Here is a 14,743-nt window from a genome sequence, read left to right as displayed (position 1 = left end):
GGGGCTCAGCGCTTCACCGGACCTCCCGCGGCTCGCATCGACTTGGTGATCGTCTTCCACTTCTGCAGCCGCTCCTTGGCCACCCGGGCGTCCGAGCGCGAGGCGATCCACTCGTTCTCGCGCTGGAGCTTGAGGTAGCTGTCCATCCGGCGCTGCGGCAGGGTGCCGTCGGCCAGCGCCTCCTGCACCGCGCACCCCGGCTCGGTACGGTGACCGCAGTCGTGGAAGCGGCACTCCTCGGCCAGCTCGGCGATGTCGGCGAAGGCCAGGTCCACGCCCTCGCCACCGTAGAGGCCGACCTCGCGCAGCCCGGGGGTGTCGATCAGCACGCCCCCGCCGGGCAGCGGGATCAGCTCGCGGGTGGTCGTGGTGTGGCGGCCCTTCTGGTCGACCTCGCGGGCCTCCTGGACGGTCATCACCACGGAGCCGGCCAGCGCGTTGGTGAGCGTGGACTTGCCGACACCGGACTGGCCTATCACCGCGGTGGTGCCGGGGGTGCAGGCGCGGAGCACGTCCATGCCCTCGCCCGTCTCGGCGCTCACCACGAGCACCGTGACGCCGGGAGCGACCGCCTCGACGTCGGCCCGGATGAAGTCGGCGTCGTCGACGAGGTCGGCCTTGGTGAGGACGACCAGCGGTTCGGCGCCGGACTCCCAGGCCAGGGCGAGGAAGCGCTCGATCCGCCCGAGGTCGGGATCGGTCGCCAGGGAGGACGCGATCAGCACGGTGTCCACGTTGGCGGCCAGCACCTGGCCGTCGGAGCGCTTGCCGGCCACCTTGCGGATGATCGCGGTGGAGCGCGGCAGCAGCGCGACGACGGAGGCCATCGGCTGGGCGTACAGGTCGACCGCCGCCCAGTCGCCCGTGCACGGGCAGTTGATCATGTCGGCGTCGCCCACCGGCCGGGTGTCGAACCGGACGGTACGGGGCTCGCCCGTCTCCGGGTCGGCGATCACGGCGTCGCACTGGCCGCGGTCGACCCGGACGATCCGGGCCGGGAGCAGCCCGGCCTCGCCGAGCGGGGTGAACAGCTCCGCGAGCTCGGCCGTCCAGCCGTAGCCGGTCAGCGCGGAGGCCTCGTCGGAGAACGAGGAGGAGGAAGAGGAAGAAGAGAACGACGGAACGGAGGCAGCGTTGAACAACGCAGTGGCCCTTCGGGAGGAGATGGTCCCGGCGGGCTACGGCTGGCGCGAAGGGCTCAGCCGGCGGCCGGGAAAAGGAGGTGAACGCGAGTGCTGCCCAGGGCAGCTATCGGGGCGACAACGACCACGGGGTTCACCTCCTGCTCTCTACTCCTCGGGCGGCCCAATGGCCCCCGAACCGGACGTGTCACACGCTAGCGGACCGGGGGATCCGGGCCAACCTATTTTTGACCTGCGGAAATGCGGCACGGGGGGCGTCAGGAAGGCCTTGGCGGACCAAAATTGGCCCGCCCAACCCACGTGCACCCGGCCGCCGCCAGTCGACCCGCCGGCCCGCGCGTCCTACCCCCCGTACCGGTGCTTGAGGTTCGGGTCGTCGAGCCACCACGGCCGCATCTCCGCCTCCGTCTCCGTCTCCTCCTCCGGCCGCCCCGCCGCCCGCGCCCGCGCGGCCGCCGCCGCGAAGCGGGCGTCCAGCTCGGCGTCCACCGCCTCGGCCTCCTCCCGCCCCCGCACCACCATCCGCCGCACCAGCGCGGCCAGGAACGGCAGCCCGACCAGGTCCCCCAGCACCCAGAACGCGTTGCCGCCCCAGGTCTGGTCCTGTGCCGGGCTCGGGCCCCACGGACGCCCGAGCGCCAGGTAGTACTGCTCGGCGACCAGGTGTCCGCCGTAGATCAGCACGATCCCCAGCGCCGCGTCGAAGATCACCTCGGCGAAGGTGATGAACAGCCCGACCAGGTGCGGGTACTCGTGCCCGACCGGGTCCAGCTGCAGGCGCGGCCAGAAGTACGCGAGGCCCAGCAGCACCAGCGCCAGGTGCAGCACCGCGTTCCCGAGCCCGCTGGACACCGACCACTCGTACCAGGGCGTGAAGTAGAGCAGCCAGGGCGGCGCCATCAGCAGCGCGGTGGAGACCGCCGGGAACATCAGCACCTTGGACGGGCGGCTGCGCAGCGCCCGCAGGAGGCGCCCCCGCCGGACCGCCGGCGCCGCCTCGACCAGCAGCGAGACCGGCGCGCCGAGCGCGAGCAGCAGCGGGACGACCATCAGCAGCAGCACGACCTGCACGGCCCGGTCGGTGAAGAGGATCCGGTCGTACACGCCGAGGCCGGAGCAGGTGCACCAGATCCACAGCAGCAGCCCGCCGAGGAACGCGGCGGTACGGGTGGGCTGCCAGCGCCCGTCGCCGGACCGGCCGCCTTCGGACCGGCCGCCACCGAACCGGTCACCGCCGAACCGGTCACCGCCGAACCGGTCACCGCCGGACCGGGCCCGCTCCACCGCCGCCCGGTCGACCTTGCGCACCGCCGCCAGGTACCAGGCCCCGAGCAGTACCGACAGCGCGAGCACCAGCGGCTCGGCCGTCCAGGAGGTCGCCAGGTCGGACCACTGCCACGGGGGCGGCCCGCTGTAGGCGAGCGCCGAAGCGGGCCCGCCGACCAGATGGCCCACCGGACCGCCCGCCACGCCGTCCACCACCGCGTCCATCCGCCCGCTCACCTCGCTCGTTCCGGCGGTCCCGGACCGTCGGGCACCCGCCGCCGGGGTACCCCGGCGCCCGGCCATGGTGTCCCGCCGACGCTGCCCCGCCGCACCCGGGCCCCGGCTCAATACCCGGACCTGAGGAAAGCTTTACCGGGCCCCAACAGTGTTTTGCCCAGGCAAAGTTCTGCCCGTCGGCGAGACCCGCCTGGTGCTCGGCAAGGGGCCGGCAAGAGGTACGGACCACGGCACCCGGCGAAGGCCGCCGGGTAGCGGCGCCACCGAGCCGGCCCTGCCGGCCCCCGCGGTCGCAGTCCGTCCGCCGGGGCACGTCGCCGCCGCCCTGGCTCTCCCCGGCAGATGCCGCCCGAGCTGCCGTTGCGCGGCCTGTCGCCGGACGCGCCGGACGCGCCGGACGGGGCGGCCACCGCCGACCCGCCCACCGCCGACACCGTGCGCACCCCCACCGACGCAACAGGGCCTCCCCCGCATGCGCGGAAGAGGCCCTGCCCCTGTTCCTGCCGTCCGCCTACCGCTCGTCCCACGGCGGCCACGGCGGCCGGGGCGGCCGGGGCGGCCGCGGCGGATACCCCGGCACCTGCCGCCCCGGCGGTCCCTGCGACGGCCCCTGCGGCGGCCCCGGCACGGGCCCGGGCCGAGCCCCGCCCGGCTGCACCCCACCCGGCTGCGCCCCCGCCTGACTCCCCGCCTGCTCCCCAGGCTGCCCTCCCGCCGCCGGCCCCGCCGGCCGGTCGCTGTCCGGCGGCGGCGGCCCGGGCCGGTGATGCGGCCCGCCCCGGGCGGTGAGCCGCCCGCGCACGTTCTCGGCGGCCAGCACGTCGGCCCACCGCTCCGGGTACTCGGAGGGCGCGTCCACGTCCTCGCCCTCGCCCTCGTCCTCGCCCCACTCCTCCTCGACGCCCTCGGCGAGCCCGAGTTCGCGCGCCCGCCGGGCCCGTTCGACGGCCCGCCGGGCGGCGACCTCGCGGACCACCGCGGCGGCCGCCTCCTCGTGGGCGCGCTCGTTCTCGGCGCGCGCGTCGGCGGTCTCCAGGGTGGGCCAGCGGCGGTCTATCGCGGCGTTCATCGCGGCGCCGATGAGCACCGCGAGCGCCACCACGAAGATCCACAGCAGCACCGCCACCGGCGCCGCCAGCGAGCCGTACACCGAGGGGCCCTCGACCGAGCTGACCAGGTAGAGCCGCAGGCCGACGCTGCAGAAGACCAGCACCACCAGGGCGACCAGGGCGCCGGGGATGTCCTCGCGCCACGGGGTCGAGACCGGGACGGCCAGGTGGTAGAGGGTGGTCAGCGAGACGATCAGCAGCACGATCGCGACCGGCCAGTAGAGAGCGCCGACCAGCCCGGCCACGCCCGGCACGGCGTTCTCCACCAGTCCCGGCCCGGCCATCAGCAGCGGCAGCACCAGCGAGCCGATCACCAGGGCGCCGAGGTAGAGGCCCAGCGACATCAGGCGGGTCTTGACGATGCCCCGCTTGCCGTCGAGCCCGTACATGACGGTGATGGTGTCGATGAAGATGTAGAGCGCTCTGGAGCCGGACCACAGCGACAGCAGGAAGCCGATCGAGACGAGGTCGGGCCGGGTGTGGTCGAACACCTGGTTGAGCAGCGGGACCACGACCTCCTTGACGGAGGAGTCCGACAGCACCGTCCCGGAGGCCGAGACGATGTCGTGCTTGAGCCGGTCGATGGTGCCCGCGCCGAGGAACTCGTCGAGGTAGCCGAGGGTGCCGGCCAGGCCGAGCAGCAGCGGTGGGATCGACAGCAGGGTGAAGAAGGCCGCCTCCGCGGCGAGCCCGGTGACCCGGTACTCGACGCAGGTGTTGGTGGTGTCCTTCACCAGCTCCCACGCCGTGCGGCGCCAGGTGGCCTGTTTGGCCGCGCGCCGGGAGCCCTTGCCCCTTCGCCGGGAGGGCCGCTCGGCGTTCGCTCTGCTCGTATCGCCTGCTGCTTGCACAGGGCCAACCGTATCGGGCCGGGGCCGCGCGGTTGATCTCCCCGTGGTGCGGGCGGGTGCCCGGACGTCCGGGCGGGGAGCGGCGGGAACATCCGGATGTCCCACATGACGAAACCTCAGCGTCCAGCATTCGGATGTTAGTGGACCGCGAGTCCCGCGCCGTGCGAATCTCTTGCCATGCCTAGCGCCGGAACCACCCTAGTAGGTCGACTCCACGTCGATCTCCTTCGCGTGTCCAGCGCCATCTGTCCGGTGACCTGAGCCCCACCCCGCCGCACCACCGCACCCGGCGCCGCCCTTCCCCGCCATCCCCGCCGCAGCGGATACGCAGGCGCCCGCCCGGTCCCGGTCACTGCGCTCAAGGCCTTGATGAATCCGCAGGTCAGAGCAGCACCGAACGGCCGAGCACGCTCCGCGACCCATCCGGCGCCAGCGCCACCTGCCCAGAAGGACTTCACCATGGCCACCTTCCCCGAGACCGTCGAGCCCCCGGCCGACCGAGCCGCCGAGCGCCGCCCGGTGGCGGCCCGCAAGGCGACCCGCCACCGCGGTGAGGGCCAGTGGGGCATGGGCCACTACACCCCGCTGAACGCCAACGAGCAGTTCAAGAAGGACGACGACGGTCTCAATGTGCGGACACGTATTGAGACGATCTACGCGCACCGGGGCTTCGACTCGATCGATCCGGCCGACCTGCGCGGCCGGATGCGCTGGTGGGGGCTCTACACCCAGCGCAAGGAGGGCATCGACGGCGGCAAGACCGCGATCCTCGACCCGCACGAGCTGGACGCCAAGTACTTCATGCTCCGGGTGCGCATCGACGGCGGCCGGCTGACCGTCCCCCAGCTGCGGGCGGTCGCCGAGGTCTCCGAGCAGTACGCGCGCGGCACCGCCGACCTGACCGACCGGCAGAACATCCAGTACCACTGGATCCGGATCGAGGACGTCCCGGCGATCTGGCGGAAGCTGGAGGCCGTCGGCCTGTCCACCACCGAGGCCTGCGGCGACACCCCGCGCGTCATCCTCGGCTCCCCGGTGGCCGGCATCGCCGAGGACGAGATCATCGACGGCACCAGCGCCATCGAGGAGATCCAGCGCCGCTTCATCGGCAACCCGGAGTTCTCCAACCTCCCGCGCAAGTTCAAGAGCGCGGTCTCCGGCTCCCCGCTGCTGGACGTCGCGCACGAGATCAACGACGTCTCCTTCGTCGGCGTGGTCCACCCCGAGCACGGCCCCGGCTTCGACCTGTGGGTCGGCGGCGGCCTGTCCACCAACCCCAAGCTGGGCGTGCGGCTGGGCGCCTGGGTGCCGCTGGAGCAGGTGCCGGACGTCTACGGCGGGGTCATCGGCATCTTCCGCGACTACGGCTACCGGCGCCTGCGCAACCGCGCCCGGCTGAAGTTCCTGGTCGCCGACTGGGGCGTGGAGAAGTTCCGCCGGGTGCTGGAGGAGGAGTACCTCGCCCGCCCGCTGGTCGACGGCCCGGCCCCCGCCGAGCCCGCCGCCCGCTGGCGCGACCACGTCGGCGTCCACCGGCAGAAGGACGGGAAGTTCTACATCGGCTTCGCGCCGCGCGTCGGCCGGGTCGACGGCAAGCTGCTCGGCCGGATCGCCGACCTCGCCGCCGCCCACGGCAGCGACCGGGTCCGCACCACCGCCGAGCAGAAGATGCTCATCCTCGACATCGCCGAGGAGCACGTCGACTCCGTGGTGGCCGGCCTGGAGGAGCTCGACCTGCGGGTGGCCCCCTCGCCGTTCCGCCGCGGCACCATGGCCTGCACCGGCATCGAGTACTGCAAGCTCGCCATCGTCGAGACCAAGGAGCGCGGCCGCACGCTCATCGACGAACTGGAGCAGCGCCTGCCGGACTTCGCCGAGCCGCTGACCATCAACATCAACGGCTGCCCGAACGCCTGCGCCCGCATCCAGGTCGCCGACATCGGCCTCAAGGGCCAGCTGGTCACCGACGAGAACGGCGACCAGGTGGAGGGCTACCAGGTGCACCTCGGCGGCGCGCTCGGCCTGGAGGCCGGCTTCGGCCGCAAGGTCCGCGGCCTCAAGGTCACCAGCGCGGGCCTGCCCGACTACGTCGAGCGCGTGCTGACCCGCTACCAGGCCGACCGCACCGAGGGCGAGCGCTTCGCCCAGTGGGCGGCCCGGGCGACCGAGGAGCAGCTGTCGTGAGCGAGCGGGCCGCGCCGTTCTTCTGCCCGTACTGCGGGGACGAGGACCTGCGTCCCTCCGAGGCCGGCCACGGCGCCTGGGAGTGCCACGGATGCCGCCGCGCCTTCCAGTTGAAGTTCCTCGGACTGCTGTCACCGACCAACCACGGGGGTGCGTCACATGAGCAGCACCGCGACTGACCACGAGGCGGCCGCCGTCCGGGCCGGGCGCGAGCTGGAGGAGGCGAGCGCGCAGGAGGTCCTGACCTGGGCCGCCGAGACCTTCGGCAAGCGGTTCTGCGTGACGTCGTCGATGGAGGACGCGGTGGTCGCGCACCTGGCCTCCTCGGTGTTCCCGGGGGTGGACGTGGTGTTCCTGGACACCGGCTACCACTTCCCGGAGACCATCGGCACCCGTGACGCGGTGGCGGCGACCATGCCGGTCAACGTCATCACGCTCACCCCGCTGCGAACGGTCGCCGAGCAGGACGCCGAGCACGGGCCGAACCTCCACGACCGCGATCCGGACCTGTGCTGCTCGCTGCGCAAGGTCGAGCCGCTCAACCGCGGCCTGGCCGGGTACGACGCCTGGGCCACCGGACTGCGTCGCGACGAGTCGCCGACCAGGGCGAACACCCCGGTGGTGTCCTGGGATCCGAAGCGCCGCAAGGTGAAGATCGCTCCGATCGCCCGGTGGACGCAGGAGGACGTGGACGCCTACGTGGCCGCCAACGGCGTGCTCCTCAACCCGCTGCTATGGGAGGGCTACACCTCGATCGGCTGCTCGCCGCTGTCCTGCACCCGCAAGCCCGCCGAGGGCGAGGACGCCCGGGCCGGCCGCTGGTCCGGCTCCGGCAAGACCGAGTGCGGCATCCACCTCTGACCGGCCCCCACCCCGCGCCCGGCCCGCCCGGCCCACCACACCCCCACACGTGAGGAAGACCCGTGACAGCGAACACCCTGGCAGTCGACGGAGCCGCAGAGGCGGCCCCCGCGGCCGCACCCTGCGAGCGCGGCGCCACCGTGTGGCTGACCGGGCTGCCGAGCGCCGGCAAGACCACCCTGGCCTTCGCGCTGGCCGAGCGGCTGCGCGCCGAGGGCCACAAGGTGGAGGTGCTGGACGGCGACGAGATCCGCGAGTTCCTCTCCAAGGGCCTCGGCTTCTCCCGCGAGGACCGGCACACCAACGTCACCCGGATCGGCTTCGTCGCCGAGAAGCTCGCCGCCAACGGCGTGAAGGTCCTCGCCCCGGTGATCGCCCCGTTCGCCGACTCCCGCGCCGCGGTCCGCGAGCGGCACGCGGCGGCCGGCACCGCGTTCCTGGAGATCCACGTCGCCACCCCGGTCGAGCTGTGCGCCGAACGCGACGTCAAGGGCCTGTACGCCAAGCAGGCGGCCGGGGAGATCTCCGGTCTCACCGGCGTGGACGACCCGTACGAAGCACCGGAGACCCCGGAGCTGCGGATCCACACGCAGGGCCGCGAGGTGGCCGAGTCCGCCGCCGAGCTGCACGCCTTCCTGACCGAGAGGGGCCTGGCATGACCACCGCGACCGACCGTCACGTGCGCACCGACGACAACCCCTTCACGCTGTCCCACCTGGACGCGCTGGAGGCCGAGTCGGTGCACATCTTCCGCGAGGTCGCGGGGGAGTTCGAACGCCCGGTGATCCTGTTCTCCGGCGGCAAGGACTCCATCGTCATGCTGCACCTGGCCCTCAAGGCCTTCGCGCCCGCGCCGGTGCCCTTCGCCCTGCTGCACGTCGACACCGGGCACAACTTCCCCGAGGTGATCGCCTACCGCGACCGCGTCGCGGCCGAGCACAACCTGCGCCTGCACGTCGCCCACGTCCAGGACTTCATCGACCGCGGCGTGCTGCGCGAGCGCCCCGACGGCACCCGCAACCCGCTGCAGACCGTGCCGCTGCTGGACGCCATCGAGAAGAACCGCTTCGACGCGGTCTTCGGCGGCGGCCGCCGGGACGAGGAGAAGGCCCGCGCCAAGGAGCGCGTCTTCTCCCTGCGCGACGAGTTCGGCGCCTGGGACCCGCGCCGCCAGCGCCCCGAGCTGTGGTCGCTGTACAACGGCCGGCACGCGGTCGGCGAGCACGTGCGCGTCTTCCCGCTGTCCAACTGGACCGAGCTGGACGTCTGGCAGTACATCGAGCGCGAGGGCATCGAACTGCCCGGGATCTACTACGCCCACGAGCGCGACGTCTTCGCCCGCGGCGGCATGTGGCTGACCGCCGGCGAGTGGGGCGGCCCCCGGGACGACGAACCGGTCGAGCGGCGCCTGATCCGCTACCGCACCGTCGGCGACATGTCCTGCACCGGCGCCGTCGACTCCGACGCCACCACCATCCAGGCCGTCATCGCCGAGATCGCCGCCAGCCGCCTCACCGAACGCGGCGCCACCCGCGCCGACGACAAGCTGTCCGAGGCCGCGATGGAAGACCGCAAGCGCGAGGGGTACTTCTAACCATGACCACCACCATCCAGGACACCACCGCCACCTCGCTGCTGCGCTTCGCCACCGCCGGCTCCGTCGACGACGGCAAGTCCACCCTCGTCGGCCGACTGCTGCACGACTCCAAGTCGGTGCTCGCCGACCAGCTGGAGGCCGTCGAGCACGCGTCCCGCAACCGCGGCCAGCACACCCCCGACCTGGCCCTGCTCACCGACGGCCTGCGCGCCGAACGCGAGCAGGGCATCACCATCGACGTCGCCTACCGCTACTTCGCCACCCCCCGGCGCCGCTTCATCCTCGCCGACACCCCCGGCCACGTGCAGTACACCCGCAACATGGTCACCGGCGCCTCCACCGCCGAACTCGCCGTCGTCCTGGTCGACGCCCGCAACGGCGTCGTCGAACAGACCCGCCGGCACGCCGCCGTCGCCGCCCTCCTGCGCGTGCCCCACGTCGTGCTGGCCGTCAACAAGATGGACCTCGTCCACTACGCGGAGCCCGTCTTCGCCGCCATCGCCGCCGAGTTCACCGCCTACGCCGCCTCGCTCGGCATCCACGACGTCCTCGCCGTCCCGATCTCCGCACTCGCGGGGGACAACGTCGTCGAGCCGTCCGCGCACATGGACTGGTACGGCGGCCCGACCCTGCTGGAGCACCTGGAGACGGTGCCGGTCGGCAGCGACCCCAGCGACGAACCCGCCCGCTTCCCCGTCCAGTACGTCATCCGCCCGCAGACCGAGACCCACCCCGACTACCGCGGCTACGCCGGCCAGCTCGCCTCCGGCGTGCTGCGCGTCGGCGACCCCGTCACCGTCCTGCCCTCCGGCCTGACCAGCACCGTCGCCGGCATCGACGCCCTCGGCCGGGAGACCGACATCGCCTGGGCACCCCAGTCCGTCACCGTCCGGCTCACCGACGACCTCGACATCTCCCGCGGCGACCTCATCGCCGCCGGCCGGCCCCCCGCGCCGACCAAGGACGTCGAAGCCACCGTCAGCCACCTCAACGAGCGGCCGCTGCGCGCCGGCGACAAGGTGCTGCTCAAGCACACCACCCGCACCGTCCGCGCCCTGGTCAAGGAGATCTCCTACCGGATCGACATCGACACGCTCGAACAGCGCTCCGGCGCCGAGGGGCTGAACGTCAACGACATCGGCCACGTGGTGCTGCGCACCGCCGAGCCGCTGGCGCTGGACGCCTACTCCGACAACCGCCGCACCGGCTCGTTCCTGCTGATCGACCCGGCCGACGGCACCACCCTCACCGCCGGCATGGCGGGCGAGGCCTTCGACACCGTACGCACCACCGACGCACCCGACGAGGAGGACTGGGTCTGATGCCCAGCGAGGCGTTCTCGGGCATGGACAAGGAAGGCGGCCGCATCGGCAGCGGCGTCCTCGGCAGCGGCCAGGGCGGCCTGACCCGATGTGCGGGCCGACAGGGCTGAGAACGCCCTGTCACCGGGCTGTCTCCCCCCACAGCCGCCCGGCTTGCCCCGGCACCCATGTGCCGCGCGCACCACCTTCCCGACCGTCCACCCGGGACCGCCTCCTGACGGTCCGTCCGCGAACAGGACTCACCATGGCACCGAACCAGGCACCTTCGCATACCCGCGTCCGCCCGAACGCCGGCCGGATCAGACGCACCGCGGCGGCCGCGGCGGCCGGACTCACCGCGGTGGCCCTGCTGTCGGCATGCGGCTACGGCTCCCAGGCCGACAAGTCCTCCGACGACAAGGCGAACGCGGCGGCCACCGCCGGTGCCTCCGGCGCGAAGCTGTCGGCCGACACGGTGAAGATCGGCTACTTCGCCAACCTGACCCACGGCACCCCGCTGGTCGGCCTCCAGGAGGGCTTCTTCCAGAAGGAGCTGGGCTCCACCCAGGTCAAGACCCAGGTCTTCAACGCCGGGCCCGCCGAGATCGAGGCACTGAACGCCGGCTCGATCGACATCGGCTGGATCGGCCCCTCCCCGGCGATCAACGGCTTCACCAAGTCCGACGGCAAGTCGCTGAAGATCATCGGCGGTTCGGCGTCCGGCGGGGTCAAGCTGGTGGTCAACCCGGACAAGGTCTCCTCGCTGGACGACCTCAAGGGCAAGAAGATCGCCACCCCCCAGCTGGGCAACACCCAGGACGTGGCGCTGCTCAACTACCTCGCGGGCAAGGGCTACAAGGTCGACGCGGCCTCCGGCGCGGGTGACGTCTCGGTGGTGCGCACCGACAACAAGGTCACCCCCGACGCCTACAAGTCCGGCTCGATCGACGGCGCCTGGGTGCCCGAGCCCACCGCCTCCAAGCTGGTCACGCTCGGCGCGAAGGTCCTGCTCAACGAGAAGGACGTCTGGCCGGACAAGAAGTTCGTGATCACCAACATCATCGTCTCGCAGAAGTTCCTCAAGGAGCACCCGGACGTGGTGGAGGCCGTGCTGCGCGGCTCGGTGAAGACCAACGCCTTCATCAAGGCCGACTCCGAGAAGGCCAAGGCCGACGCCAACGAGGCGATCAAGAAGGAGGCGGGCAACGCCCTGGAGCCCGCGATCCTCGACCCGGCCTGGGCCGACATCGACTTCCTGGACGACCCGCTGGCGTACACCCTGCAGGCCGAGGCCGACCACGCCGTCACCGCCGGGCTCCTCAAGAAGCCCAACCTCAACGGCATCTACGACCTCACCCTGCTGAACAAGGTCCTCGCCGCCCAGGGCCAGGCCGCCGTGGCGGACGCCGGGCTCGGCGCCAAGTAGCGCCCGCAGCACCCGCGTCCCGTTCCCCGACTCCGCGGTCCGTGCCCCGCCCGTCCCGGTCGATCCCGATCGATGCCCACCCGGACGGCCGGGGCCCGGGCCCCGGCCCCGACCCGCAGCCCCGCAGACCACTCACCAGGAGGTGCCCGGATGACCCCGGCACTGACCACCTCGGCGGACGCCCCCCGCGCCGACGCCCACGGCGGCGCGCCCGCCGTCCGGATCTCGCACGTGCACAAGTCCTTCGGCCGCCCCGGAGCCCAGACCCACGTCCTGGACGACATCACCCTCGACGTCGCCCCCGGCGAGTTCGTCACCCTGCTCGGCGCCTCGGGCTGCGGCAAGTCCACGCTGCTCAACCTGGTCGCCGGCCTCGACCGGCCCACCGCCGGCGACATCGAGGTGACCGGCGGCCGCCCCGCCCTGATGTTCCAGGAGCACGCCCTCTTCCCCTGGCTGACCGCCGGGAAGAACATCGAACTCGCCCTCAAGCTCGCCGGCCTGCCCCGCGCCGAGCGCCGCCCCGAGGCCGAGCGCCTCCTCGAACTCGTCCGGCTGAACGGCGCGTACGGCAAGCGGGTGCACGAGCTGTCCGGCGGCATGCGCCAGCGCGTCGCGATGGCCCGCGCGCTCGCCCAGGGCAGCGAGGTCCTGCTGATGGACGAGCCGTTCGCCGCCCTCGACGCCATCACCCGCGACGTCCTGCACGACGAGATCACCCGGATCTGGGCCGAACGCCGGCTGTCCGTCCTGTTCGTCACCCACAACGTGCGCGAGGCCGTCCGGCTCGCCCAACGCGTCGTCCTGCTCTCCTCCCGCCCCGGCCGCGTCGCCCGGGAGTGGCGGATCGACCTGCCCCAGCCGCGCCGCATCGAATCCTCCGGCGTCGCCGACCTGTCCATCGAGATCACCGAAGAACTGCGTGGGGAGATCCGTCGCCATGGCCAGCACTGACACCACCCCCGTCCTCGACAAGAGCGCCCCGGCCGGCGGTGCCACCGGCGACACCGCCGACGTCGGCGCGGGCCTGGACGCCCTGGACGCCGTCACCGCGCAGCGCGGCTCGCTCGGCCAGGCCCTGCGGACCAAGGCGCTGCCGCCGCTGATCGGCGTGCTCGTGGTGGTCGCGCTGTGGCAGGGGGCGTACAGCCTGGAGCTCACGTCCTCCTACAAGCTGCCCAGCCCGGCGGATGTCTGGCGCTCCGCGCAGGACCTCTGGTACCAGGGCACCCTGCTCTCCATCATCTGGACCAGCGTCTGGCGCGGCCTGTCCGGCTTCCTCCTCGCCGTCGTCATCGGCACCCCGATCGGCCTCGTCGTCGCCCGCATCAAGCCCGTGCGCACCGCGATAGGCCCCGTCCTGCAGGGCCTGCAGTCACTGCCCTCGGTGGCCTGGGTGCCCGCCGCGGTCATCTGGCTCGGCATCAACGACTCGATGATGTACGCCGTCATCCTGCTCGGCGCCGTCCCCTCCATCGCCAACGGCCTGGTGGCCGGCATCGACCAGGTGCCGCCGCTGTTCCTGCGGGCCGGCCGCACCATCGGCGCCACCGGCCTCACCGGCGCCCGGCACGTGCTCATCCCCGCCGCGCTGCCCGGCTACCTGGCCGGACTCAAGCAGGGCTGGGCGTTCTCCTGGCGCTCGCTGATGGCCGCCGAACTCGTCGCCTCCTCCCCCGACCTCGGCCGGGGCCTGGGCCGGTTCCTGGAGGACCAGCGCGAGTTCTCCGACATGTCCGGCGTCCTGCTCGGCATCATCCTCATCCTCTTCGTCGGCATCGCCATCGAGCTGCTGGTGTTCACCCCGGTCGAGCGCCGGGTGCTGCGCAACCGCGGCCTGCTGGCCACCACCAAGTGAGGCACCGCCGATGACGCCCGCCCTCCTCCTCATCGCCCACGGCAGCCGCGACCCGCGCCACGCCGCGACGGTGGCCGCGCTCGTGGAGGAGGTGCGGGCCCAGCGGCCCGGCACCGAGGTCGCCACCGCCTACCTGGACCACTGCGCGCCGCGGATCCCGCAGGTGGTCGGACGGCTGGCGAACGCGGTGGCGGTGCCGCTGCTGCTCAACCGGGCGTTCCACGCCAAGCACGACATCCCCGCCGCCCTGCGCGCCACCGGTTCCCGGCTGCCGGTCGCGGACGTGCTCGGGCCCTCGCCGCTGCTGCTCGCCGCCCTGGACCGCCGCCTCGCCGGGGCCGGCCTGGACGTCTCCTCCCCCGCCGTCCGCGCCCGTACCGGCGTGGTGCTCGCCGCCGCGGGCTCGTCCGACCCCGCGGCCGACGCCGCGACCCGCGCGGTGGCCGCCGAGTGGCGGCGCACCCGCGGCTGGGCCGCCGTGGAGGTCGCCTACGCCTCCGCCGCGGGCCCCCGCGTCCCCGACGCCCTCGCCGCCCTGCGCGCCGCGGGCGCCACCCGCACGGCCGTCGCCCCCTACCTGCTCGCCCCGGGCCTCCTCCCGGACCGCATCGCGGCGGCCGCCGAGGAGTCGGGCGCGGACGTGCTGGCCGCCGTCCTCGGGCCCGCCCCCGAACTGGCGGCCCTGCTCCTGGAGCGCTACGACGAGGCCCGCTCGGCCTCCGCCCGCCCGGCCCTCACCGCCTGAACGCCGACCCAGTCACCTTCATTCGGGCAGGTGACGGCGCACGGAAGTGCCGACGGCGCGGGCGGCCGGGGCCCCCCCCGCCCCCGGGGGGGGGGGGGGGGCGGGCCGGGGGGGGGGCGGGGGGGTTGGGGCGGGGGCGCCCCACCAGTCCCCCATATGGACCCCC

At 73.2% G+C, this 14,743-nt stretch carries 14 protein-coding genes; 11 read left to right on the top strand and 3 right to left on the bottom strand.

Annotation, left to right across the window (positions count from 1 at the left end; translation table 11 throughout):
- Positions 1 to 5 precede the first annotated feature (5 nt).
- The 3 genes from rsgA to ACFY0X_RS26285 all read right to left on the bottom strand — a co-directional run bounded on the left by rsgA (position 6) and on the right by ACFY0X_RS26285 (position 4,605).
- Positions 6 to 1,142, bottom strand: coding sequence for a ribosome small subunit-dependent GTPase A (rsgA, locus tag ACFY0X_RS26295; protein WP_387758068.1), 1,137 nt, complete (start codon positions 1,140 to 1,142; stop codon positions 6 to 8).
- 342 nt (positions 1,143 to 1,484) lie between these two features.
- A complete protein-coding gene (locus tag ACFY0X_RS26290) occupies positions 1,485 to 2,645 on the bottom strand; it encodes a cytochrome c oxidase assembly protein (RefSeq protein ID WP_387758066.1) in 1,161 nt (386 codons plus the stop codon).
- A gap of 511 nt (positions 2,646 to 3,156) precedes the next feature.
- Complete coding sequence (locus ACFY0X_RS26285; protein WP_387758065.1) at positions 3,157 to 4,605, bottom strand: YihY/virulence factor BrkB family protein; 1,449 nt, start codon at positions 4,603 to 4,605, stop codon at positions 3,157 to 3,159.
- A gap of 177 nt (positions 4,606 to 4,782) precedes the next feature.
- On the opposite strand from ACFY0X_RS26285, the gene ACFY0X_RS26280 reads away from it, so the two are divergent.
- The 11 genes from ACFY0X_RS26280 (at position 4,783) to ACFY0X_RS26230 (ending at position 14,577) form a co-directional block, all read left to right on the top strand.
- Positions 4,783 to 4,866 carry a putative leader peptide gene (locus ACFY0X_RS26280; RefSeq protein WP_310593185.1) on the top strand — a complete coding sequence of 28 codons (84 nt, stop codon included), beginning with the start codon at positions 4,783 to 4,785 and terminating at the stop codon, positions 4,864 to 4,866.
- Positions 4,867 to 5,064: 198 nt separating this feature from the next.
- Positions 5,065 to 6,789 (top strand): nitrite/sulfite reductase, encoded by a 1,725-nt coding sequence (locus ACFY0X_RS26275; protein WP_387758063.1) that lies wholly within the window; start codon positions 5,065 to 5,067, stop codon positions 6,787 to 6,789.
- Entirely contained in the window at positions 6,786 to 6,968 is a 183-nt protein-coding gene (locus tag ACFY0X_RS26270; RefSeq protein ID WP_360347684.1) for a hypothetical protein, read from the top strand. The genes ACFY0X_RS26275 and ACFY0X_RS26270 overlap by 4 nt, the downstream gene beginning before the upstream one ends.
- Positions 6,949 to 7,650 carry a phosphoadenylyl-sulfate reductase gene (locus tag ACFY0X_RS26265; RefSeq protein ID WP_387758062.1) on the top strand — a complete coding sequence of 234 codons (702 nt, stop codon included), beginning with the start codon at positions 6,949 to 6,951 and terminating at the stop codon, positions 7,648 to 7,650. Before ACFY0X_RS26270 ends, ACFY0X_RS26265 begins: the two co-directional genes overlap by 20 nt.
- 77 nt (positions 7,651 to 7,727) lie before the next feature.
- Positions 7,728 to 8,309 carry an adenylyl-sulfate kinase gene (gene cysC, locus ACFY0X_RS26260; RefSeq protein WP_387758319.1) on the top strand — a complete coding sequence of 194 codons (582 nt, stop codon included), beginning with the start codon at positions 7,728 to 7,730 and terminating at the stop codon, positions 8,307 to 8,309.
- Positions 8,306 to 9,244 (top strand): sulfate adenylyltransferase subunit CysD, encoded by a 939-nt coding sequence (cysD, locus tag ACFY0X_RS26255; protein WP_387758060.1) that lies wholly within the window; start codon positions 8,306 to 8,308, stop codon positions 9,242 to 9,244. The genes cysC and cysD overlap by 4 nt, the downstream gene beginning before the upstream one ends.
- Before the next feature lie 2 nt (positions 9,245 to 9,246).
- Positions 9,247 to 10,569: a sulfate adenylyltransferase subunit 1 gene (locus tag ACFY0X_RS26250; RefSeq protein WP_387758059.1), complete on the top strand. Its 1,323-nt coding sequence runs from the start codon at positions 9,247 to 9,249 to the stop codon at positions 10,567 to 10,569.
- 244 nt (positions 10,570 to 10,813) lie between these two features.
- Positions 10,814 to 11,974, top strand: coding sequence for an aliphatic sulfonate ABC transporter substrate-binding protein (locus ACFY0X_RS26245; RefSeq protein WP_387758057.1), 1,161 nt, complete (start codon positions 10,814 to 10,816; stop codon positions 11,972 to 11,974).
- 150 nt (positions 11,975 to 12,124) lie between these two features.
- Positions 12,125 to 12,928, top strand: coding sequence for an ABC transporter ATP-binding protein (locus ACFY0X_RS26240; RefSeq protein WP_387758055.1), 804 nt, complete (start codon positions 12,125 to 12,127; stop codon positions 12,926 to 12,928).
- A complete protein-coding gene (locus ACFY0X_RS26235) occupies positions 12,915 to 13,832 on the top strand; it encodes an ABC transporter permease (RefSeq protein ID WP_387758052.1) in 918 nt (305 codons plus the stop codon). The genes ACFY0X_RS26240 and ACFY0X_RS26235 overlap by 14 nt, the downstream gene beginning before the upstream one ends.
- A gap of 10 nt (positions 13,833 to 13,842) precedes the next feature.
- Positions 13,843 to 14,577, top strand: coding sequence for a sirohydrochlorin chelatase (locus ACFY0X_RS26230; protein ID WP_387758050.1), 735 nt, complete (start codon positions 13,843 to 13,845; stop codon positions 14,575 to 14,577).
- The last annotated feature ends 166 nt before the right edge of the window (positions 14,578 to 14,743 follow it).

Origin of the sequence: Kitasatospora sp. NPDC001547 (assembly GCF_042894165.1) — a bacterium.
GTDB lineage: Bacteria > Actinomycetota > Actinomycetes > Streptomycetales > Streptomycetaceae > Kitasatospora.
This window is presented reverse-complemented; position numbering and strand designations above follow the sequence as displayed.